This window comes from Vogesella mureinivorans (assembly GCF_007644035.1).
In the GTDB taxonomy this organism is placed as follows: Bacteria; Pseudomonadota; Gammaproteobacteria; order Burkholderiales; family Chromobacteriaceae; genus Vogesella; species Vogesella mureinivorans.
The window spans coordinates 318,119-338,641 of sequence record NZ_VMTV02000178.1; the positions used below are offsets into that span (position 1 = coordinate 318,119).

At 60.5% G+C, this 20,523-nt stretch carries 17 protein-coding genes; 6 read left to right on the plus strand and 11 right to left on the minus strand.

Annotation, left to right across the window (positions count from 1 at the left end; translation table 11 throughout):
• Positions 1-285 precede the first annotated feature (285 nt).
• Both FLQ44_RS07555 and FLQ44_RS07560 read left to right on the plus strand, forming a co-directional pair.
• Positions 286-597, plus strand: coding sequence for a DUF485 domain-containing protein (locus FLQ44_RS07555; RefSeq protein WP_147693898.1), 312 nt, complete (start codon positions 286-288; stop codon positions 595-597).
• Positions 594-2,258: a cation acetate symporter gene (locus tag FLQ44_RS07560; RefSeq protein ID WP_439144901.1), complete on the plus strand. Its 1,665-nt coding sequence runs from the start codon at positions 594-596 to the stop codon at positions 2,256-2,258. The genes FLQ44_RS07555 and FLQ44_RS07560 overlap by 4 nt, the downstream gene beginning before the upstream one ends.
• A gap of 147 nt (positions 2,259-2,405) precedes the next feature.
• On the opposite strand, the gene pnp is transcribed toward FLQ44_RS07560, so the two are convergent.
• From pnp to rimP, 7 genes are all read right to left on the minus strand, one after another.
• The gene (pnp, locus tag FLQ44_RS07565; RefSeq protein WP_147693899.1) at positions 2,406-4,547 is read right to left on the minus strand and encodes a polyribonucleotide nucleotidyltransferase; all 2,142 of its coding nucleotides are present in this window, start codon (positions 4,545-4,547) and stop codon (positions 2,406-2,408) included.
• A 170-nt stretch (positions 4,548-4,717) separates the two neighbouring features.
• Positions 4,718-4,987 (minus strand): 30S ribosomal protein S15, encoded by a 270-nt coding sequence (rpsO, locus tag FLQ44_RS07570; protein ID WP_026108156.1) that lies wholly within the window; start codon positions 4,985-4,987, stop codon positions 4,718-4,720.
• Between the two features lie 72 nt (positions 4,988-5,059).
• Positions 5,060-5,983 (minus strand): tRNA pseudouridine(55) synthase TruB, encoded by a 924-nt coding sequence (truB, locus tag FLQ44_RS07575; RefSeq protein WP_147693900.1) that lies wholly within the window; start codon positions 5,981-5,983, stop codon positions 5,060-5,062.
• Positions 5,980-6,417, minus strand: a complete 438-nt coding sequence (rbfA, locus tag FLQ44_RS07580; protein ID WP_017510022.1) for a 30S ribosome-binding factor RbfA — start codon at positions 6,415-6,417, stop codon at positions 5,980-5,982. Before rbfA ends, truB begins: the two co-directional genes overlap by 4 nt.
• 158 nt (positions 6,418-6,575) lie before the next feature.
• A complete protein-coding gene (gene infB / locus FLQ44_RS07585; RefSeq protein WP_147693901.1) occupies positions 6,576-9,506 on the minus strand; it encodes a translation initiation factor IF-2 in 2,931 nt (976 codons plus the stop codon).
• Positions 9,507-9,553: 47 nt separating this feature from the next.
• Positions 9,554-11,029, minus strand: a complete 1,476-nt coding sequence (gene nusA / locus FLQ44_RS07590) for a transcription termination factor NusA (RefSeq protein WP_147693902.1) — start codon at positions 11,027-11,029, stop codon at positions 9,554-9,556.
• A 48-nt stretch (positions 11,030-11,077) separates the two neighbouring features.
• Complete coding sequence (rimP, locus tag FLQ44_RS07595) at positions 11,078-11,506, minus strand: ribosome maturation factor RimP (protein WP_147693927.1); 429 nt, start codon at positions 11,504-11,506, stop codon at positions 11,078-11,080.
• Positions 11,507-11,790: 284 nt separating this feature from the next.
• Here rimP and FLQ44_RS07600 point away from each other — a divergent pair, with 284 nt between their 5' ends.
• The 4 genes from FLQ44_RS07600 to dapE all read left to right on the plus strand — a co-directional run bounded on the left by FLQ44_RS07600 (position 11,791) and on the right by dapE (position 16,348).
• Complete coding sequence (locus FLQ44_RS07600) at positions 11,791-13,464, plus strand: long-chain-fatty-acid--CoA ligase (RefSeq protein ID WP_147693903.1); 1,674 nt, start codon at positions 11,791-11,793, stop codon at positions 13,462-13,464.
• A 279-nt stretch (positions 13,465-13,743) separates the two neighbouring features.
• Positions 13,744-14,865 (plus strand): PilT/PilU family type 4a pilus ATPase, encoded by a 1,122-nt coding sequence (locus FLQ44_RS07605; RefSeq protein WP_147693904.1) that lies wholly within the window; start codon positions 13,744-13,746, stop codon positions 14,863-14,865.
• An 8-nt stretch (positions 14,866-14,873) separates the two neighbouring features.
• Positions 14,874-15,224 (plus strand): ArsC family reductase, encoded by a 351-nt coding sequence (locus tag FLQ44_RS07610; protein ID WP_147693905.1) that lies wholly within the window; start codon positions 14,874-14,876, stop codon positions 15,222-15,224.
• A complete protein-coding gene (gene dapE / locus FLQ44_RS07615; protein ID WP_147693906.1) occupies positions 15,221-16,348 on the plus strand; it encodes a succinyl-diaminopimelate desuccinylase in 1,128 nt (375 codons plus the stop codon). The genes FLQ44_RS07610 and dapE overlap by 4 nt, the downstream gene beginning before the upstream one ends.
• A 75-nt stretch (positions 16,349-16,423) precedes the next feature.
• On the opposite strand, the gene recR is transcribed toward dapE, so the two are convergent.
• From recR to mltB, 4 genes are all read right to left on the minus strand, one after another.
• Positions 16,424-17,023, minus strand: coding sequence for a recombination mediator RecR (recR, locus tag FLQ44_RS07620; protein ID WP_017510014.1), 600 nt, complete (start codon positions 17,021-17,023; stop codon positions 16,424-16,426).
• 68 nt (positions 17,024-17,091) lie between these two features.
• On the minus strand, positions 17,092-17,430 hold the full coding sequence (locus tag FLQ44_RS07625; RefSeq protein ID WP_147693907.1) for a YbaB/EbfC family nucleoid-associated protein: 339 nt from the start codon (positions 17,428-17,430) through the stop codon (positions 17,092-17,094).
• A 5-nt stretch (positions 17,431-17,435) separates the two neighbouring features.
• On the minus strand, positions 17,436-19,376 hold the full coding sequence (gene dnaX / locus FLQ44_RS07630) for a DNA polymerase III subunit gamma/tau (RefSeq protein WP_147693908.1): 1,941 nt from the start codon (positions 19,374-19,376) through the stop codon (positions 17,436-17,438).
• Between the two features lie 105 nt (positions 19,377-19,481).
• The gene (gene mltB / locus FLQ44_RS07635; RefSeq protein ID WP_147693909.1) at positions 19,482-20,498 is read right to left on the minus strand and encodes a lytic murein transglycosylase B; all 1,017 of its coding nucleotides are present in this window, start codon (positions 20,496-20,498) and stop codon (positions 19,482-19,484) included.
• Between the last annotated feature and the right edge of the window lie 25 nt (positions 20,499-20,523).

Consider the following 20,523-nt stretch of genomic DNA (forward strand, 5'->3'; position numbering starts at 1 on the left):
GCGAACATTTCCCCCCTTACCCCCGCTTCGGCGGGGATTTTTTTTGCCACGCTACCGCCCGCATTTGTTGCAAGGTCGCCACGCCAGCAAGCGCGTAGCGGCTGCCACGCGGGGCAAAATCCCCTGTCAGACGCCTCTCTTCACTCAATCATGCCCCGTTCATATTTCGTTACATTTCACACACAGTTGCGCAAGGTTGACAGGGAATCATCAAGCATAAGCGAGCAAAAGCTCGACACCAGCTGCCATAGAGCGGCCCCCACAATGCAAACAACAGGAGAGATCATGACTGGCAATGCAACCCATGCCATCCGGCAACATCCGCAATTCGCCACCCTGGTGAAAAAGCGCTCTACCCTGGCCTGGACCCTGGCCGCCCTCACCCTGGGTATTTATTACCTGTACATGCTGGTAGTGGCACTGGCACCCGACACCTTGCGCCAGGCACTGCATGGCGGTGGCGTGCTAACGCTGGGCGTGCCGGTAGGCGCTGCCATCATCGTGTTTACCTGGGCACTGACCGGCTATTACGTGTACCGCGCCAATACCGAATTCGACCGCATGACCGCCACCATCCTGCAGGAGAGCCAGCCATGATGCGCACCCTTGCTACCCTGCTGGCGCTATCGGCCAGCCCACTGGCCCTGGCCGGCCCTGCTGTGGCCGGCGCCGTGGAAAAACAGCCGCTGAATGTGGCCGCCATCGGCATGTTCATGGTGTTTGTGGTGCTGACGCTGGGCATTACCTACTGGGCCTCGCGCCGCACCCGCTCCGCCAGTGACTTCTATACCGCAGGCGGCGGCATCACCGGCTTCCAGAACGGCCTGGCCATTGCCGGCGACTACATGTCGGCCGCCACCCTGCTGGGCCTGTCCAGCATGGTGTTTGCCAAAGGCTACGATGGCTTTATCTACACCGTGGGTTTCTTTGTGGGCTGGCCCATCATTACCTTCCTGATGGCCGAGCGCCTGCGTAACCTGGGCCGCTTTACCTTTGCCGACATTGCCAGCTACCGGCTGGACCAGACCAAAATCCGCACCTTTGCCGCCTTTGGCTCGCTCACCGTGGTGAGCTTCTACCTGATCGTGCAGATGGTGGGCGCTGGCCAGCTGATCCAGCTGCTGTTCGGCCTGGACTACCCGGTCGCCGTGGTGGTGGTCGGCGTGGTGATGATGGCCTATGTGATCTTTGGCGGCATGATCGCCACCACCTGGGTGCAGATCATCAAGGCGGTGCTGCTGCTGGCTGGCGGCACCACGCTGGCCTTCATGGCCATGGCACAGTTCGGTTTCAGCTACGAAACCCTGGCACGCGAAGCCATTACCGTGCACAAGGACGGCCTGGGCATGATGGGCCCGGGCAGCATGCTGGCCGACCCGGTGAACGTGGCGTCCATGTCGCTGGGCCTGGTATTCGGTATTGCCGGCCTGCCGCACATCCTGATGCGCTTCTTTACCGTGCCGAATGCAAAAGAAGCGCGTAAATCGGTGTTCTACGCTACCGGCTTTATCGGCTTCTTCTTCCTGGTGGTCTGCACGCTGGGCTTTGCCGCGGTGGTGATCATCGGCAAAGACCCGCAGTACTTCGTGAACGGCGAGCTGGGTGGCAAGCTGATAGGCGGCGGCAATATGGTGGCCATGCATCTGGCCAAAGCCGTAGGCGGCAACCTGTTCCTGGGCTTTTTGTCTGCCGTGGCCTTTGCCACCATCCTGGCCGTGGTGGCCGGCCTGGCACTGGCGGGCGCGTCGGCCATCTCGCACGACCTGTACGCTACCGTGATCATGAAGGGCAAGGCTGACGAAAAAACCGAGCTGAAAGTGTCACGCATTGCAGCGGTAGCCATCGGCGTACTGGCGATTGTGCTGGGCATCCTGTTCGAGAAACAGAACGTGGCCTTCCTCGTGGGCCTGACCTTTGGTGTGGCAGCGTCCACCAACTTCCCTATCCTGATCCTGTCCATGTACTGGAAGGATCTGACCACCCGTGGTGCACTGCTGGGCGGCTTTAGCGGGCTGATTTCGGCAGTCACGCTGGTGATCCTGTCCAAGGCAGTATGGGTCACGGTACTGGGCAACGAAACCGCCATCTTCCCGTACGAGCACCCGGCGCTGTTCTCCATGCCGCTGGCCTTTGCCGTGAGTATCGTGGTGTCGCTGCTGGACCGCAGTGCGGCCGCTGCTACCGAGCGTGCCCGCTTTGACGACCAGTTTGTGCGAGCACAAACCGGCCACGGTGCTGCTGGCGCACATAACCACTAAGCAGACCACTTGCGGCCAACGTTGGCCGCAAGCCAGCACAGCCACCCTGCGGGGTGGCTTTTTCATACCCGCACCACAAAGCAAAACCGCCTGCCAGCTTGCGCTGACAGGCGGTTTGTCTACCCTGCCGTAACAGGGTTATCTGGCTTAGGCGCCGGATTTCAGACCGAAGTCACCCTGGGCAGCCGGGGCTGCAGGGTTGTCCAGCAAAGCCTTGATCGACAGGCGAACGCGGCCGCGGTCGTCCATCTCGATGGCTTTTACTTTCACGATCTGGCCTTCTTTCAGGTAGTCGGACACGTTCTTGATGCGCTCGTGAGCGATCTGCGAAATGTGTACCAGACCATCTTTGCCCGGCATGATGGACACGATGGCGCCCACGTTGTTGTCCAGAATCTTCACTACCGGGCCTTCGTAGACTTTGCCTACTTCAACTTCAGCGGTGATTTCTTCGATACGCTTCTTGGCAGCTTCAGCGCCTTCGTTGGACACGGAGGCGATGGTGATGGTGCCGTCTTCTTCGATGTTGATCTCGCAGCCGGTATCTTTGGTGATGGCGCGGATGGTTTCACCACCTTTACCGATCACTTCGCGGATTTTCTCCGGGTTGATCTTCATCACGTACAGACGCGGCGCGTGGGTGGACAGCTCTTGCGGGCCTTCGATGGCTTCTTTCATGTGACCCAGGATATGCAGGCGGCCGTCTTTGGCTTGTTCCAGCGCGATCTGCATGATGTCCTTGGTGATGCCCTGGATCTTGATATCCATCTGCAGGGCAGTCACGCCAGCGGCGGTACCGGCCACCTTGAAGTCCATATCGCCCAGGTGATCTTCGTCACCCAGGATATCGGTCAGCACGGCAAAGCGGTTGCCTTCCAGGATCAGGCCCATGGCGATACCAGCCACGTGGGCTTTCAGCGGTACACCGGCGGACAGCAGTGCCAGGCAGCCACCGCACACGGAAGCCATCGACGAAGAGCCGTTGGATTCGGTGATTTCGGACACCACACGCATGGTGTAGCCGAACTCGGTTTCGGACGGCAGTACTTGTGCCAGTGCACGCTTGGCCAGGCGGCCGTGGCCGATTTCGCGGCGTTTTGGCGGGCCCATGCGGCCAGCTTCACCGGTGGAGTACGGCGGGAAGTTGTAGTGCAGCATGAAGCGGTCGGTGTATTCGCCGGCCAGCGCGTCGATGATCTGCTCGTCTTGCTTGGTGCCCAGGGTGGTGGTCACGATCGCCTGGGTTTCACCACGGGTGAACAGCGAGGAGCCGTGTACACGTGGCAGCACGCCGGTGCGGATGGCGATCGGGCGTACGGTGCGGGTGTCGCGGCCGTCGATACGCGGCTCGCCGGACAGAATCTGGCCACGCACGATTTCAGCTTCCAGCGATTTGAAGATGCCTTTGATCTCGTTAGCCACCAGGGTGTCGGTGTCTTCGTTGATCAGTGCGGCCTTCACGGCAGCCCAGGCAGCGTTCAGCGCTTCGGAGCGGGCGCCTTTCTGGCGAATGCGGAAGGCGTTGGCGATGGCTTCGCCGGAGATATCACGGATCTGGGCGATCAGTGCTTCGTTCGCGGCCGGGGCTTCCCAGTCCCACATTACCGGGTTCACTTCGTCGGCGAACTCGTTAATGGCGGTGATGGCAGCCTGCATCTGGTCGTGGCCAAATACCACGGCGCCCAGCATCACGGCTTCGGACAGCTCTTTGGCTTCGGACTCTACCATCAGCACGGCACGCTCGGTACCGGCTACGACCAGATCCATTTCCGAGCTCAGCAGCTCGGTTTTGGTCGGGTTCAGGATGTACTCGCCATTGGCGTAACCTACGCGCACGGCACCGATCGGGCCGTTGAACGGCAGGCCGGAGATAGCCAGGGCAGCGGAGGCGCCGATCATGGCTGGCACGTCGGAATCCACTTCCGGGTTCAGCGACATCACGGTGGCCACGATTTGTACGTCGTGGTAGAAGCCTTCCGGGAACAGCGGGCGAATCGGGCGATCGATCAGGCGGCTGGTCAGGACTTCTTTTTCAGACTGCTTGCCTTCACGCTTGAAGAAGCCGCCCGGGATCTTGCCGGCAGCGTAAGTACGCTCCAGGTAGTCTACGGTCAGCGGGAAGAAATCCTGGCCCGGCTTCACGTTTTTGGAGCCCACAACAGAAACCAGAACCACGGTATCTTCTACCGACACCAGTACCGCGCCGGAAGCCTGGCGCGCTACTTCGCCGGTTTCCAGGGTGACGGTATGTTTGCCGTACTGGAACGACTTGGTAATTTTGTTAAACACTTGAGGTGCCCTTCATTAGGTACTTTATGCAACGGGAACCCCTACGAATCGGCACCAGCATGATGCAGATTTATAGAGGCTCCCCCCGTTGACTCAATAACTTACAGATACTGCTACTGCAGAAACGAAAAAGTCGCAGACGGGCTGCGACTTTTTCGAATTCAAACCGATTACTTGCGCAGACCCAGACGAGCGATCAGAGCGCGGTAGCTTTCAGCGTCGGTACGCTTGAGGTAGTCAAGCAGACGACGACGACGGCTCACCAGTTTCAGCAGGCCACGACGGCTGTGGTGATCTTTGGTGTTGGCTTTGAAGTGCGGAGTCAGGTCGTTGATACGAGCGGTCAGCAGGGCTACTTGAACTTCGCTGGAACCGGTGTCGTTTTCTTTACGCTGGAAATCTTTAACGATGACTGCTTTTTTTTCGGCGTTCATTGCCATGAGGAATTACTCCAATATCGGTTTAGGGCGGTAAAGCCCGACAAGTGCGGCGAGCCGGAACCCACCTACACTTCACACAGCGGCTGCCGGAGCAGCCGTTACCCGGACCGGGTGCAACAGACCATCGTCTCTTGCCTCGGCCAGCCCGAGAAATTCTCGCGTTGCCTCGCGGTATACGCGAAAACGGCGCATTGTCTCACATTTTTCCGGTGCACGCACGGCCTGGCCGTGACAAAAACGCTCGGCATCGCGTGCAGGCAGGGTCTGCTCGTCAAAATGTGCCACCAGCACGTCTATCGGCAGCAATAGTTGGCCGCGCGCCTCGGCTGGCGTGGCTTCCAGCTGCTCCAGCGTGATGGCGTTTTCCAGCAGGAAACCACCGGTCGTGGTGCGGCGCAGGCCGGTAAGGTGCGCACCGCAGCCCAGCATCTCGCCAATGTCCTGCCCCAGCGTACGGATATAGGTGCCTTTGCTGCACAGCACGTCGATCACCGCGGTCGTGCCATCAAACGAGATCAAATCGATACGATGGATGGTGACATCCCGCGCCTCGCGCTTGATCTCGATGCCCTCGCGCGCGTACTCGTACAGCGCCTTGCCTTGATGCTTCAGCGCCGAGTACATGGGCGGCACCTGGCTGATGGGGCCGGTATGCACGGCGATGGCGGCCTGCAACTGCGGCAGCGTAAACGCCACCGGGCGCTGCAGCAGCACTTCGCCCTCGATATCGCCGGTGGTGGTGACTTCGCCAAACTTTACCGTAGCGCGGTAGCCCTTGTCGGCATCCAGCAGGTACGAGGAAAACTTGGTGGCCTCACCAAAGCACAGCGGCAGCAGGCCGGTGGCCAGCGGGTCCAGCACGCCGGTATGGCCGCCCTTGGCCGCACTGTACAGCCAGCGCGCACGCTGCAGGGCGGTGTTGCTACTTAGCAGATAAGGCTTGTCCAGCAGCAAAACGCCATTGATCGGCAGCTTTACGCGACGCGGTGCACTCATGCTTTATCGCTACCCTCTTCGCCCTCGTCGCCATCTTCGGCGTCAAGGTTGGCCGCATCGTCGTGTTCGACGGTGGTGGCATTGCCGTTCACTTCGTCAATCAGGCGGCTCATGTACACACCACGCTCGATGGAGTCGTCGTAAACAAAGTGCAGCTGCGGCGTGGTAAATATCTGCAGCACGCGGCCAATGCCGTTGCGCAGGTAACCGGCAGCGCTTTCCAGCGCTTCCTGGGTGATCTCGCGCTTGTTCTCGTCCATCACGGTGTAGAACACCTTGGCGTGCGAGTAGTCACGGGTTACATCTACCGCTGTAATGGTGACCCAACCCACACGCGGGTCTTTCAGGCCCTTGCGGATCAGCTCGGCCAGCTCGCGCTGGATCTGCTCGGCGATACGGTCCGAGCGGGAAAAACCTTTTTTGGCTTTAGCCATGGTCTGATACTCCTGGCCACACAACACACCACGGCATAGGGACTGCCGGCTTGCCGGCGCATCGCGATGCATGGCGGTGGCTATGGTGGCTGAAACAAGAAAAGGCGAGTGCCCGCCGGCCATGCGGCCAACCTGGCACCCGCCTCTATATCACTGCATTACAGAGAACGTGCGACTTCCACGATCTCGAACACTTCCAGCTGGTCGCCTTCCTGGATATCGTTGAAGTTCTTCAGCATCAGGCCGCATTCGTAGCCTTGCTTCACTTCTTTCACGTCGTCCTTGAAGCGCTTCAGGGAGTCCAGCTCGCCGGTATGAACCACCACGTTGTGACGGATCAGACGGATGCTTGCAGCACGCTTGATGATGCCATCAGTCACCATGCAACCTGCGATATTGCCTACCTTGGACACGGAGATCACCTGACGGATTTCCACGGTACCAATGATCTGCTCTTTCTTCTCAGGTGCCAGCATGCCGGACATGGCGGCTTTCACGTCGTCTACTACATCGTAAATGATGTTGTAGTAACGGATTTCCACGCCTTCGCTCTCCGCCAGCTTGCGTGCGGCGGCATCGGCACGGGCGTTGAAGCCCACCACGATGGCCTTGGACGCAATCGCCAGGTTGATGTCGGACTCGGAAATGCCACCCACACCGGAGTGCAGGATGTTGACGCGTACTTCTTCGGTAGACAGCTTTTGCAGGCTGCCGGCCAGTGCTTCGTACGAACCCTGTACGTCTGCCTTGATAATGATAGGCAGGTTCTGTACTTCGCCTTCGGACATCTGGGCAAACATGTTTTCCAGCTTGGCAGCTTGCTGCTTGGCCAGGCGCACATCACGGAACTTGCCAGCACGGAACAGGGCGATTTCACGCGCCTTTTTCTCGTCGGCCAGGACCATGGCGTCTTCACCTGCAGACGGCACGTCGGACAGACCCAGGATTTCTACCGGGATAGCCGGGCCAGCTTCGTCGATCGGCTTGCCGTTTTCGTCTACCATGGCACGCACGCGGCCAAAGGCGGTACCAGCCAGCACGATGTCGCCCTTCTTCAGGGTACCGGACTGTACCAGCAGGGTCGCTACCGGGCCACGGCCTTTGTCCAGGCGCGCTTCCACGATAATGCCCTTGGCAGGTGCATCTACCGCAGCAGTCAGCTCCAGTACTTCGGCTTGCAGCAGGATGGCTTCCAGCAGCGCATCGATGTTCAGGCCCATTTTGGCCGACACTTCGATGAACTGGGTATCGCCACCCCAGTCTTCCGGCACCACTTCGTGGGCAACCAGTTCCTGGCGGATACGCTCGGCGTTGGCACCTTGCTTGTCGATCTTGTTGACGGCAACCACGATAGGCACACCGGCCGCTTTGGCGTGGTGAATCGCTTCGATGGTTTGCGGCATTACGCCGTCGTCGGCAGCCACTACCAGCACCACGATATCGGTGGCCTTGGCACCACGGGCACGCATGGCGGTAAACGCTTCGTGACCCGGGGTATCCAGGAAGGTGATCATGCCGCGGTCGGTTTCTACGTGGTAGGCACCGATATGCTGGGTAATGCCACCCGCTTCGCCGGCTGCTACCTTGGCGCGACGGATGTAATCCAGCAGCGAGGTCTTACCGTGGTCAACGTGACCCATCACGGTTACCACCGGCGGACGGGAGATCTGCTCGGCCACTTCGATGGTTTCGCCGTCGGCCAGGTAGGCTTCCGGATCATCCGCCTGGGCAGCTTTACCCACGTGGCCCATTTCTTCCACAATGATCAGCGCGGTTTCCTGGTCCAGCACCTGGTTGATGGTCACCATCATGCCCATCTTCATCAGTACCTTGATCACCTCGGCGGCTTTCACGGCCATACGGTGAGCCAGATCACCCACGGTGATGGTTTCCGGCACCAGTACTTCGTGCACGATAGGCTCGGTCGGTGCCTGGAAGGCGTGCTGGTTATTGCTGTTTTTGTGCTTGCCGCCGGACTTGCGCGATTTCCAGTCGTTGCTGGTATCGCCACCACGGGTTTTCAGGCCTTTGCCTTTTTTACCGTCGTTCCAGTCTTTGCTGCCACCCTTCTTCGCCGGACCACGCTTGTCGCCTGGGCGAGCATCGCCAGCGGGTGCCGGTGCAGTGGTAGCGGCACCCGGGCCACGCGCTGGTGCGGCACCGCCGGGAGCCGGGCGAGCGCCCTGGCCTGCCGGGCGCTGCTGACCACCTTGACCTGGGCGCTGACCCTGACCTGCCGGGCGTTGGCCCTGGCCTGCCGGGCGGTCGCCACGCGGTGCATCGGTACGTTGGCCGGCGGCAGCTGGCTGCATGCGCGGCTGGGTAGGCTTGGCCGAGCGTGGCAGCTCTTCTGCTTTGGGCTCTGGCTTGACTTCTACTACCGGCTTGGCGGGTGCAGCCGCTTCGGCTTTGGCAGCCAGACGGCGTGCTTCACGCTCCTGCTTTTCACGCAGCAGCGCTTGCTGGCGTGCGCGGAATTCTGCCTGGCGACGCTCTTCAGAAGCGCGGGCATCCATTTCTTCCTGGCTCAGGATGGAAGTCGGCGCCGGGCGCGTCAGCGTAGGCTGCTTCACCGGGGCTACCGGTGCAGCAGCTTCGGCGGCCGGCTTGGCAGCTGGCTTGGCTTCTGCCTTTTTCTCTTCCACTTTCTTTTCTTCAACCTTCGGCTGGGCAGGCTTGGCGGCCACTGGGGCAGCTTCCGGCTTGGCAGCTTCGACTACCGGGGCAGCAACCTGTGGTGCTGCCTCAACCACCGGCTCGGCAGCCTTGGGGGCTTCCACCGCAGGGGCTGCTGCAGCAGGCTGGTCTTCCGGGCGCACAAAAGTACGTTTCTTGCGGGTTTCCACTTTTACGGTGCTGCCTGCGGCAGTGTGGATCTCGCTGGTTTGCTTACGGGTCAGGGTTACTTTGCCTTCATCACGTGCGCCATGCGACGTTTTCAGAAAGTCCAGCAACTGCTTTTTATCCTGCTCGGTCAGCGTGTCATCAAAGCCACGCTTGCCTACACCTGCGTTTTTCAACTGTTCCAGAAGACGTTCCGGGGACAAGTTCAGCTCACTCGCAAACTGCTTTACATTCGTTAAAACCATGCGTATTCCTAATTCCTTCTAGCAATCGATCCGTTTGCGGGGCTGGCTCAGTTGAACCAGTGTTCGCGGGCTTTCATGATGAGCGCGCGCGCCGCATCGGCATCCATGCCTGTCATGTCGACCAGATCGTCAACGGCGAGATCGGCCAGGTCGTCACGGGTGGTCACGCCGTTTTCGGCCAGTTTGCGTACCAGCTCGGCATCCAGTCCTTCCAGATCCTTGAGCTCGTCGGCCACTTCTTCCACTTTTTCTTCCGAAGCAATTGCCAGGGTCAGGATGGCGTCACGCGCACGGCTACGCAGCTCGTTTACCAGCGCATCATCGAAACCATCGATTTCCAGCATTTCGGAAATTGGCACATAGGCCACTTCTTCCAGTGTTGCAAAGCCTTCCTGCACCAGCAGGGCAGCCATTTCTTCGTCCACACCCAGATGACGGATGAAGTGCTCGCGCAGCTTGGCATCTTCTTCCAGGTGTTTTTCTTCCGCTTCGGTCACGGTCAGGATGTTCAGGTTCCAGCCGGTCAGCTCGGCAGCGAGCTTCACGTTCTGGCCGCCACGGCCGATCGCCAGTGCCAGCTGCTCTTCCTCAACCACCACGTCCATGGTGTGGCTATCTTCGTCCACCATGATGCGGTTCACTTCTGCTGGGGACAGCGCGTTAATCACGAACTGTGCTGGCTCTGGTGCCCACAGCACGATGTCGATACGCTCGCCGGCCAGCTCCTGGGTCACGGCCTGAACGCGGGAGCCGCGCATGCCGATGCAGGTGCCCTGCGGGTCCAGACGCGGGTCATTGGACTTCACGGCCATCTTGGCGCGCATACCCGGGTCACGGGCGGCTTCCTTGACTTCCAGCATGCCTTCTTCGATTTCCGGCACTTCCAGCTCGAACAGCTTTACCAGGAACTCGCGCGAGGTACGCGACAGCACCAGCTGCGGGCCACGGCCCAGGCGGTCGATGCGCATCAGGTAAGCCTTGACGCGGTCGCCCACGCGCAGGTTTTCCTTCGGAATCATCTGGTCGCGCGGCAGGACGGCTTCCAGCTTGCCGCACTCCACGATGGCATTACCACGCTCGATGCGCTTGATGGTGCCAGTTACCAGGCTTTCACGGCGCTGCAGGAACTCGTTCAGCACTTGTTCGCGCTCGGCGTCGCGAATTTTCTGCAGAATGACCTGCTTGGCAGCCTGAGCGCCGATACGGCCAAACTCTACGGCTTCCATCGACTCTTCGATCACGCCACCCAGCTCGGCGCGCGGGTCACGCTCGCGGGCTTCTTCCAGGCTCAGTTCGCGGTCTTCGTATTCCAGTGCTTCAGCATCTACTACAGTCCAGCGGCGGAAAGTCTGATACTGACCATTGTGGCGGTCGATCTCTACGCGGACATCCAGTTCATCTTCGTTAAACTTCTTTTTGGTGGCAGAAGCCAGTGCCAGCTCCAGCGCGGAAAAAACCACCTCGCGGTTAACGTTTTTCTCGCTTGCCAGAGCGTCAACCAACAGCAAAATCTCGCGACTCATGCAATCCTCCAAATTCCGTATTCTTGTTCGCGGCCAACGTCCTGCGAATTAAAACTCCGGCTCCAGCCGGGCTTTATCGATATTCGCCAGGGGAATGGCCACGGTGCGACCATCTTCCACTACCAGGCTCACAACGCCATCGGCGATGCCTGCGATACGACCCTGAAAACGCTTCTGCTGTTCGATAGGCAGGCGGGTACGAATCTTGGCAAGGCTGCCAGTGAAGCGCACATAGTCCGCTTCTTTCGTCAGCGGACGGTCCAGGCCGGGCGAGGAAACTTCCAGACGCTCGTAGTCAACATTTTCGACCATGAACAGACGTGTCAGGTGATTACTCACGCTGACGCAATCTTCTACGGTAATGCCGCCCGGTTTATCCATAAACACGCGGAAACCACCCCCGGGGGTCATTTCAAAATCTACAAGCTCATACCCCAAACCGGGCAGCGTGTTCTCGAGCAGCAAACGTACATCCATGGGCATCCAATTCCAGAAAAGAAAAATGGGCGAAGAACCGCCCATCCCTAAAATGCCGCGATTATAAACCACTCTGCGACAAAAGAAAACTGAGGTCTCAGGCGGCAAACCAAGCACATGCTTTGCACCAGATGAGACATACGGTACAGTTGTCATGCGTTCAGGAACGAACGCCAACTAAAACAATCTATATTTGAGTCTGCAAGCAAGCAGATCCCCATAGACGCCACCCGCAAATCACAAGAGGTGGCGGTAAATCCAACACGATGGAGAAGACTAGCGCCATGGAAAAAATCTGGCTGAAGAATTACCAGGCAGGTGTTGCCGCCGAAATTGACATTAACGAATTCAAGTCGGTATCCGAGGTGTTCGAACGTAGTGCTGCCAAGTTCCGCGACCGCCCGGCACTGGCCTGCATGGACAAGATCCTGAGCTACGGTGAACTGGACCAGCTGTCTGCCAACTTTGCCTCCTACCTGCAAAACACGCTAGGCCTGGCCAAAGGCAGCCGCGTGGCCATCATGATGCCGAACCTGCTGCAGTACCCGGTAGCCGTCTTCGGCGCCCTGCGTGCCGGCTGCACGGTGGTGAATGTCAACCCGCTGTACACCCCGCGCGAGCTGGAGCATCAACTGAAAGATTCCGGCGCCGAAACCATCCTCATCCTGGAAAACTTTGCCAACGTGCTGGAGCAGGTACTACCGCGCACTCCAGTCAAGAACGTGGTGATTGCCAGCATTGGCGACATGCTGGGCTTCCCCAAGCGCCTGATTGTCAACTTCGTCGTACGCAAAGTAAAAAAGATGGTGCCACCCTGGCACATCGCCAAGCACACCAGCTTTAATGATGCGCTGGCTGCCGGCGCCCGCCAGCCGATGCGCAAAGTCGACGTTGGCCACGACGATATCGCCTTTTTGCAATACACCGGCGGCACCACCGGCGTATCCAAAGGCGCCATGCTCACCAACGCCAACATCATCGCCAACATGCTGCAAGCTGGCGAATGGGTAAAACACTCGGTACGCGAAGGCCAGGAGATCATTGTTACTGCGTTGCCGCTGTACCATATCTTTTCGCTGACAGCGAACATGATGGTCTTCACCGAGCTGGGCGCCATGAGCGTGCTGATTACCAACCCGCGCGATATCCCCGGCTTTGTCAAAGAGCTGAAAAAGTACAAGGTCACGGCCATCACTGGCGTCAACACGCTGTTTAACGCCCTGCTGAACAACCCGGACTTCAAAACCGTCGACTTCTCCACCTGGCGCCTGGCACTGGGCGGTGGCATGGCGGTGCAAAAAGCGGTGGCCGATAAATGGAAAGACATTACCGGCACCCCGCTGATCGAAGCTTACGGCCTGACCGAAACCAGCCCGGCTGCCTGCATCAACCCGCTGGATCTGAAAGCCTACAACGGCACCATCGGTGTACCGATCCCGTCCACCGAGATCCAGGTACGGGACAACGAAGGGCGCGAAGTAGCACAAGGCGAGTCCGGCGAGCTGTGCATCCGTGGCCCGCAGGTGATGAAGGGCTACTGGAACCGCCCGGAAGAAACTGCCAAAGTCATCGACAACCAGGGCTTCCTGGCTACCGGTGACATGGCCATCATCACCCCGGAAGGCTTCGTGAAGCTGGTAGACCGCAAGAAAGACATGATTCTGGTGTCTGGCTTCAACGTTTACCCCAACGAAATCGAAGACGTGGTCGCCCTGCACCCTGGCGTGCTGGAAGTAGCCTGCATCGGTGTGCCAGATGACAAATCGGGCGAGGTGGTGAAGGTATTTGTGGTGAAGAAAGACCCGGCGCTGACCGAGGCCGACGTGCTGAGCCACTGCCGCGCCAACCTTACCGGCTACAAGGTGCCCAAGTCGGTAGAGTTCCGCCAGGAGCTGCCCAAAACCAACGTAGGCAAGATCCTGCGCCGCGCCCTGCGCGATGCCGAGGTCAAGCACTAAGACGGTCTACTCGCCTGACCCAGCGGTCTGCGACAAACGCCCTGCCGGCAAATCTGGCGGGGCGTTTTTCATGTCACAGCCACCACCCTTGCACTCACCAGCACACAGCCAGCCACCCCAGCCTGCAGCATGCTCAATTTTCACCCGGTCACCATCAGCCACTGCGGCCAACCCTGTCACGGGCAAAGTTGCCGTCCAAGCCCGCGCCAGTACGCCACAGAAGGGCATTTCACGCTAGACTAATGGCCTGACACCCTTTGCGAGAGCGCGCTGCACACCATGCTGATGCTGCCTTTTTTCAAACTCATGGCCGACAAAAAGGCCAGTGACCTGTTTTTTTCCTGCGGCACACCACCCCAAATCAAAATAGACGGGCAAACGGTACCGGTAAACGACAAGGCGCTGAGTGCAGAAAACGTCAAACGGCTGGCTTACAGCCTGATGAGCGAGGACGACATCACCCGCTTTGAAGCCGAGCTGGAAATGAACTTTGGCCGCCAGATAGACGGCCTGGGCAACTACCGCGTCAATATCTTCCGCCAGCGCGGGCACGTGGCCATGGTGATACGCTACATCACCCCCACCGTCCCCAGCCTGGACAACCTGAACCTGCCCGACTCGCTGAAAGACCTGATCCGCCAGCGCCGCGGCCTGATCTTTATCGTGGGCTCCACAGGCTCCGGCAAAAGCTCTACCGTGGCCGCCATGCTGGAATTCCGCAACCAGACCCAGGCCGGCCATATCCTCACCGTGGAAGACCCGGTGGAATTCATCTTCGAGCACAAGCGCGCCATCATCAACCAGCGTGAAATCGGCGTAGACACCCACAGCTACGAAAACGCGCTGAAAAACGCCATGCGCGAGGCACCTGATGTGCTGATGATCGGCGAAATACGCGACGCCGAAACCCTGACCTACGCCATCAACTACGCCCAGTCCGGCCACCTGTGCATCTCCACCCTGCACGGCAATAACAGCTACCACACGCTGAACCGCATCATCAGCTTCTTCCCGCTGGAAAACCGTAATGCCCTGCTGATGGACCTGGCCGCCACATTGAAAGCCGTGGTGTCACAGCGCCTGGTGCAAACCGTGGACGGCAAGCGCCGCCCGGCGATGGAGATCATGTTCAACACCGCCCACGTATCGGAGCTAATCCGTAATGGCGAGATCGACAAAATCAAAGAAGCCATCGAAAGCAGCATGAGCGAAGGCTCGCAAACCTTCGAGCAATCGCTGTTCCGCCTCTACAAAGACGGGCTGATTTCACTGGACGAAGCCCTGCAGAACGCCGACTCGCCCACCAACCTGTTCTGGCTGGTCAATCACGACAGCAACAGCAATTCAGGTGGCAAACAGGGCGACAACACCACTTTTTCCGGCTTTACACTGAACCACTGACCCCACCCATGATTACCCTCTACGGCATTCCCAACTGCGATACCGTCAAGAAAGCCCGCACCTGGCTCACACAGCAGGGGCTGGATTTCACCTTTCACGACTTCAAAAAACAAGGCATAGACGAGGCCACACTGCGCACCTGGATCGCCAGCATTGGCCTGGACAAGCTAGTCAACCGTGCCGGCACCACCTGGCGCGCGCTGGACGAGGCAGAAAAAGCCCTGGCGGCCAACCCTGACACCGCCATTGCCCTGCTGCAGGCCAAACCATCGCTCATCAAGCGCCCGGTGCTGGATAACGCCGGCAAGCTGCGCGTGGGCTTTAAAGAAGCCGACTACGCCACGGAGTTCAGCCTATGAGCAGCACACTCGACCTCACCCGGGCGCTGATCCGCCAGGACTCCATCACCCCGCGTGATGAAGGCTGCCAGGACATGATGATTGCCCGTCTGGAAGACCTGGGCTTCACCATCGAACGCATGCCGTTTGGCGATGTAAGCAACTTCTGGGCGCATCGCGGCCACGGCGCACCGGTGCTGTGTTTTGCCGGCCATACCGACGTCGTGCCCACCGGCCCGCTGGACAAATGGGACAGCCACCCGTTTGAGCCCACCATCCGCAACGGCCACCTGTTCGGCCGCGGCGCCGCCGACATGAAAGCCTCGCTGGCTGCGTTTATCACCGCCAGCGAACGCTTCATTGCGGCCAACCCCGATCACGCTGGCACCCTCGCCTTCCTGATTACCTCGGACGAAGAAGGCCTGGCCGCCGACGGCACCGTGCGCGTGGTAGACGAGCTGGCAGCACGCGGCCAGCAACTGGACTACTGCATTGTGGGCGAGCCCACCTCGTCGCAAGTGTTTGGTGACACCATCAAGAATGGCCGCCGCGGCTCGCTGTCCGGCCACCTGATCGTGCACGGCATCCAGGGCCACATCGCCTACCCGCACCTGGCCAAGAACCCCATCCACCTGGCCGCCCCGGCGCTGGCCGAGTTGGCCGCAGAGGTATGGGACCACGGCAACGACTACTTCCCGCCCACCAGCTGGCAAGTGTCCAACATCCACGCCGGCACCGGCGCCACCAACGTGATTCCGGGCAGCTGCGAGATCAAGTTCAACTTCCGTTTTTCCACCGAAAACACGGCAGAAACCCTGAAAGACCGCCTGCATGCCATCCTGGACAAACACCAGCTGGCCTATGAGCTGCATTGGGCGTTGTCGGGCAACCCGTTCATCACGGCACCCGGCGCGCTCACTGACGCCATCAGCCAGGCGATTGCGGACACCTGCGGCGTCACACCGGAGCTGAACACCACCGGCGGTACCTCGGACGGCCGCTTCATCAAGCGCATCGCGCGCGAGCTGGTAGAGTTCGGCCCCATCAACGCCAGCATCCACAAACTGAACGAGTGCGTGTGCGTAGACGACATCGAGCCGCTGGCCTGCGTCTACGAAAAAACGCTGCACAGCCTGATGCGCTAAGCACCGCACCCGCCGCAATGCAAAAGCCAGCCCCGCAGGGCTGGCTTTTTTACTGTGTGAACGCCGGCATGCTGCCTAGCTCACGCTACGCCGCTCGTACATGGCCTGGGCCAGCGTGCCCGGGTCGACGTTTTCCAGCTCGCCGCCCACCGGCATGCCACGCGCGATGCGGCTAACACGCAGGCCATGCGCCTGCAGCATCTCGCTGATCAGGTGCGCGGTGACCTCGCCCTCCGCGGTAAAGTTGGTGGCAATGATCACCTCCTCCACCACACCATCCACGGCACGGGCGATCAGCTTTTCCAGATCGATATCCTTGGGGCCGATACCGTCCATGGGCGACAAGCGCCCCATCAGCACAAAGTACAGGCCGTCGTAGCAGCGCGTCTGCTCCAGCATCAGCAGGTCGGCGGGCATTTCCACCACGCACAGCAGGTCCTGCCGGCGCTCGGCGTCGGCGCACACATTGCACAGCGGGCTTTCGCTGAAGGTATGGCAACGCTGGCAGTGGCGCAGGTTCAATAGCGCGTGGTCCAGCGCCCGTGCCAGCTTGTCGGCACCGCCACGGTCTTTTTGCAGCAGGTGAAAAGCCATGCGCTGCGCGGATTTGGGGCCAACGCCGGGTAGCACTTTCAGCGCCGCGATCAGCTGGTCGAGCGAGGGCGGGTTTTTCATGGGCGCTCCAGTAAAAAAGGTTGGCCGCAAGCAGCAGCCTGCGGCCAACCTTTCAGGTCATCAAGCGGTCAGAACGGCAGCTTCATGCCGGCCGGCAGGTTCATGCCAGCAGTAAAGCCGGACATGCGCTCGGACGAGGTGGCCTCGGCCTTGCGGCTGGCGTCGTTGAACGCCGCGGCGATCAGGTCTTCCAGCATGTCTTTGTCTTCCTTGGCGTCGGCCAGCAAGTCGTCGCTGATGATGACACGGCGGGTAACGTGCGAGCAGCTCATCACCACTTTTACCAGGCCGTTACCCGCCTGGCCTTCTACTTCGATCTGCGCCAGTTCTTCTTGCGCTTTTTTCATGTTTTCCTGCATTTGCTGCGCCTGTTTCATCAGGCCTGCGATACCGGCTTTACCAAACATTGTTGCTACTCCTGTACGGGTTGTACTGTCTCGGCGAGCAGCATGGCGCCCATTTCCTGCACCAGCTGCTGTACGACCGGGTCGTTTTCCATGTGTTGACGCGCACCGGCCAGCTGCTCACGCTTGAAGCGTGCATCGCGCATGGCGGGGGTCTCCATATCGAGGGTCTCTACCGACACCCTCAGTTCAATGCTCTGGCCGAGATACTCGCCCAGAACGCTTTTCAGCTTGTCCTGATAATCACGCGTGGCCATATTGCGGAAGCCTTCCGGCACCGCCAGCTCGAATACCTTACCGTCCCAGTGTTTCAGCGCAGCGTTTTGCGCCAGCATGCGGGCGGCCCCCAGCTTGTTGCCCAGGCGGCCAATCAGGCTGGCCCAGTCGCCATCGAATACCGGGGCTTCGCTTACCAGCTCGCCCGGGTCTTCGTCCATCATCATGGCGTAGGCGGGTAGCTCGTCGTCGCTGTCGCTGGCGGTATCCAGCACCTCGGGCTCGGCATCGTCGTCAGCGTCTTCCGCTACCAGCTCTGCAGGCGCGGGGGCTGGCTGGCGGGCGGGAACGGGGGCCGCAACAGGTGTTACCGCAGCAGGCTGCTCGTCCCACGGCGCGGGCTCGCGTGGCGCGGCCTGGCGCGCTGGCGCCGCCGGGGCGGGCCGCGCGGGCTCGGGTTCCGGCTCGGGCGCAGCCGGTTTTTCAGCGGCCGCAGGGCTGCGCTCGGCCGGCTTGCCACCCAGCTGCGCCAAGGCTGCGCGCGCTGGCGATACGCCGACAGGCAATGCCGCACTACTGGCGCCAGGGTTGGCCGCAGGCACGGGCGGGCGGGCTACCGGCAGCGGGCGGGCGGCGCTTTCACCGCCGTTTACCGGGTGAAAGGCCAGCATGCGCAGCATGCTCATGCTGAAACCGGCGTGTTCGTCTGGCGCCAGCGCCAGGTCACGGCGGCCGTGCAGGGCGATCTGGTAATACAGCTGTACGTCTTCGGCGGCCAGGCGCTGGGCCAGGGCAAAAATGGCGTCGCGCTCGGGCTCGTCGCTGGCAATGGCGGCCGGCACGGTTTGCGCCAGCGCCAGCTGGTGCAGCAGGCTGGCCAGCTCGGCCAGGGCGCTGTCAAAACCGATGCCGCGTGCGGCCAACGCTTCCACCTCACCCACCAGGCGGGCGCCGTCGGCGTCGGCCAGCGCGTCCAGCAGGGCAAACAGGTAGCGCTTGTCCACCGCGCCCAGCATGGCGCGCACGCCGTCTTCTTTCACCTCGCCCAGGCCGTAGGCAATGGCCTGATCCAGCAGCGATTGCGCATCGCGCATGGAGCCGGCGGCAGCACGGCCCAGCAAGGCCAGCGCCGGGGTTTCGTAGGCAATGCCTTCCACGTCCAGCATATGCGCCAGGTGGCCGGCTACCTGCTGCGGTGTCATGTTGCGCAGGCTGAACTGCAGGCAGCGGCTCAGCACCGTGACCGGCACTTTTTGCGGGTCGGTGGTGGCCAGGATGAATTTGACGTGCGCCGGCGGCTCTTCCAGCGTCTTGAGCATGGCGTTGAAGGCACTTTTGGACAGCATGTGCACTTCATCGATGATGTAGACCTTGTAGCGCCCCATGGTGGGGGTGTACTGGGCGTTTTCCAGCACTTCGCGGATATTGTCGATGCCGGTGTTGGAGGCGGCGTCGATCTCCAGCAGGTCCACAAAACGGCCAGCATCAATCTGGGTACACGCCTGGCACACGCCGCACGGCTCGGCCGTGGTGCCGGTTTCGCAGTTCAGGCTCTTGGCCAGAATACGGGCGATGGTGGTTTTGCCCACGCCACGGGTACCGGTGAGCAGGTAGGCGTGGTGCAGGCGGGATTCTTTCAGCGCATTGGACAGGGCGCGTACCACGTGCTCCTGGCCAACCAGGTCGGCAAAGCGCTTGGGGCGCCACTTGCGGGCGAGAACTTGATAGGTCATGGCGCAGAATTCTAAAGGGATTCGCCGGGTATGGCGACTATTTCAGCGCGGCCGCCAGCCACCCGGCACCCTGCCCGCCATGCAGATAGCCGGCAGCACGGCACCTTACTGCCCCGCACCCGGTGCCATGCGCGCCTGCACAAAGCGGGCGCGCATTTCCTGCGCCAGCTCGTGCGTGACCATGGCGTACAGCGTGCTCTTGTTGTAGCGGGTAATGGTGTAGAAATTATTGAGGCCCAGCCAGTAGCGTGTTTCGCCCGGCGCCACCTCCAGTGGCACCAGCACGGCCAGCGCGTCGTCGCGCACCGGCGCTTGCGGCATCACCCCGCGAGCTTTCAGCTCGGCCACGGTGTAGTGCAGGTTGAATTTATCCGCCACCAGCTCATCCGGCACGGTGCCGGGGGCCAGCTCGGCCGGTATCACCACGTCGTCCCCACCCAGCCAGCCGTGCTGCTGGAAATAGTTGGCCACACTGCCGATAGCATCGACAGGGTTGTTCCAGATATCGCGGTGGCCATCGCCATCAAAATCCACCGCCCACTTGCGGTAGCTGGACGGCATGAACTGCGGCAGGCCCATGGCACCGGCGTAGCTGCCTCTAAGGCTAAGAGCATTGATTTTTTCACTACGTACCAAGCGGAAAAATTCGGACAGCTCGGCGCGAAAGAAGCTGGCGCGGCGCGGGTAGTCGAAAGCCAGCGTAGCAAGCGCATCGGCCAAGGGAACGCTGCCAGTATTGCGTCCATAGCGAGTTTCGATACCGATAATGGCCACGATGATTTCCGGTGGCACCTTGTAAGTATCTGCCGCCTTCTGCAGGGTGCTTTCGTGCTGCTGCCAGAACGCCACACCCTCTTGCATCAGCTTGTCACTATAGAAATTGGGGCGGAACCGGTACCAAGGCCGCGCCGTGGACGGTTTATCCATGATGGCAATAATATCCGGCTTAGGTGCAACACTGGCGAGCACTCCCTCCAGCTCGGCACGGCTCAGCTCGCCAGTGGCGACCTGTTCGTCGATATAGCGCTGCACGTCCGGGCGCATCAGCAGCGCCACATCGGCATGGGCAACACCGGCTGCCAGCAAGCTGGCCACGGCCAGCAGGGTCTTCAGGATGGTCATGGGGAATACCAAGGTTGGCCGCACC

Bases quoted from the DNA above. Each gene is read 5' to 3' on its own strand.
- FLQ44_RS07555 (WP_147693898.1), top strand. From the start codon at position 286: ATGACTGGCAATGCAACCCATGCCATCCGGCAACATCCGCAATTCGCC.
- FLQ44_RS07560 (WP_439144901.1), top strand. From the start codon at position 594: ATGATGCGCACCCTTGCTACCCTGCTGGCGCTATCGGCCAGCCCACTG.
- rpsO (WP_026108156.1), bottom strand. From the start codon at position 4,987: ATGGCAATGAACGCCGAAAAAAAAGCAGTCATCGTTAAAGATTTCCAG.
- truB (WP_147693900.1), bottom strand. From the start codon at position 5,983: ATGAGTGCACCGCGTCGCGTAAAGCTGCCGATCAATGGCGTTTTGCTG.
- rbfA (WP_017510022.1), bottom strand. From the start codon at position 6,417: ATGGCTAAAGCCAAAAAAGGTTTTTCCCGCTCGGACCGTATCGCCGAG.
- infB (WP_147693901.1), bottom strand. From the start codon at position 9,506: ATGGTTTTAACGAATGTAAAGCAGTTTGCGAGTGAGCTGAACTTGTCC.
- nusA (WP_147693902.1), bottom strand. From the start codon at position 11,029: ATGAGTCGCGAGATTTTGCTGTTGGTTGACGCTCTGGCAAGCGAGAAA.
- rimP (WP_147693927.1), bottom strand. From the start codon at position 11,506: ATGGATGTACGTTTGCTGCTCGAGAACACGCTGCCCGGTTTGGGGTAT.
- FLQ44_RS07600 (WP_147693903.1), top strand. From the start codon at position 11,791: ATGGAAAAAATCTGGCTGAAGAATTACCAGGCAGGTGTTGCCGCCGAA.
- FLQ44_RS07605 (WP_147693904.1), top strand. From the start codon at position 13,744: ATGCTGATGCTGCCTTTTTTCAAACTCATGGCCGACAAAAAGGCCAGT.
- FLQ44_RS07610 (WP_147693905.1), top strand. From the start codon at position 14,874: ATGATTACCCTCTACGGCATTCCCAACTGCGATACCGTCAAGAAAGCC.
- dapE (WP_147693906.1), top strand. From the start codon at position 15,221: ATGAGCAGCACACTCGACCTCACCCGGGCGCTGATCCGCCAGGACTCC.
- recR (WP_017510014.1), bottom strand. From the start codon at position 17,023: ATGAAAAACCCGCCCTCGCTCGACCAGCTGATCGCGGCGCTGAAAGTG.
- FLQ44_RS07625 (WP_147693907.1), bottom strand. From the start codon at position 17,430: ATGTTTGGTAAAGCCGGTATCGCAGGCCTGATGAAACAGGCGCAGCAA.
- dnaX (WP_147693908.1), bottom strand. From the start codon at position 19,376: ATGACCTATCAAGTTCTCGCCCGCAAGTGGCGCCCCAAGCGCTTTGCC.
- mltB (WP_147693909.1), bottom strand. From the start codon at position 20,498: ATGACCATCCTGAAGACCCTGCTGGCCGTGGCCAGCTTGCTGGCAGCC.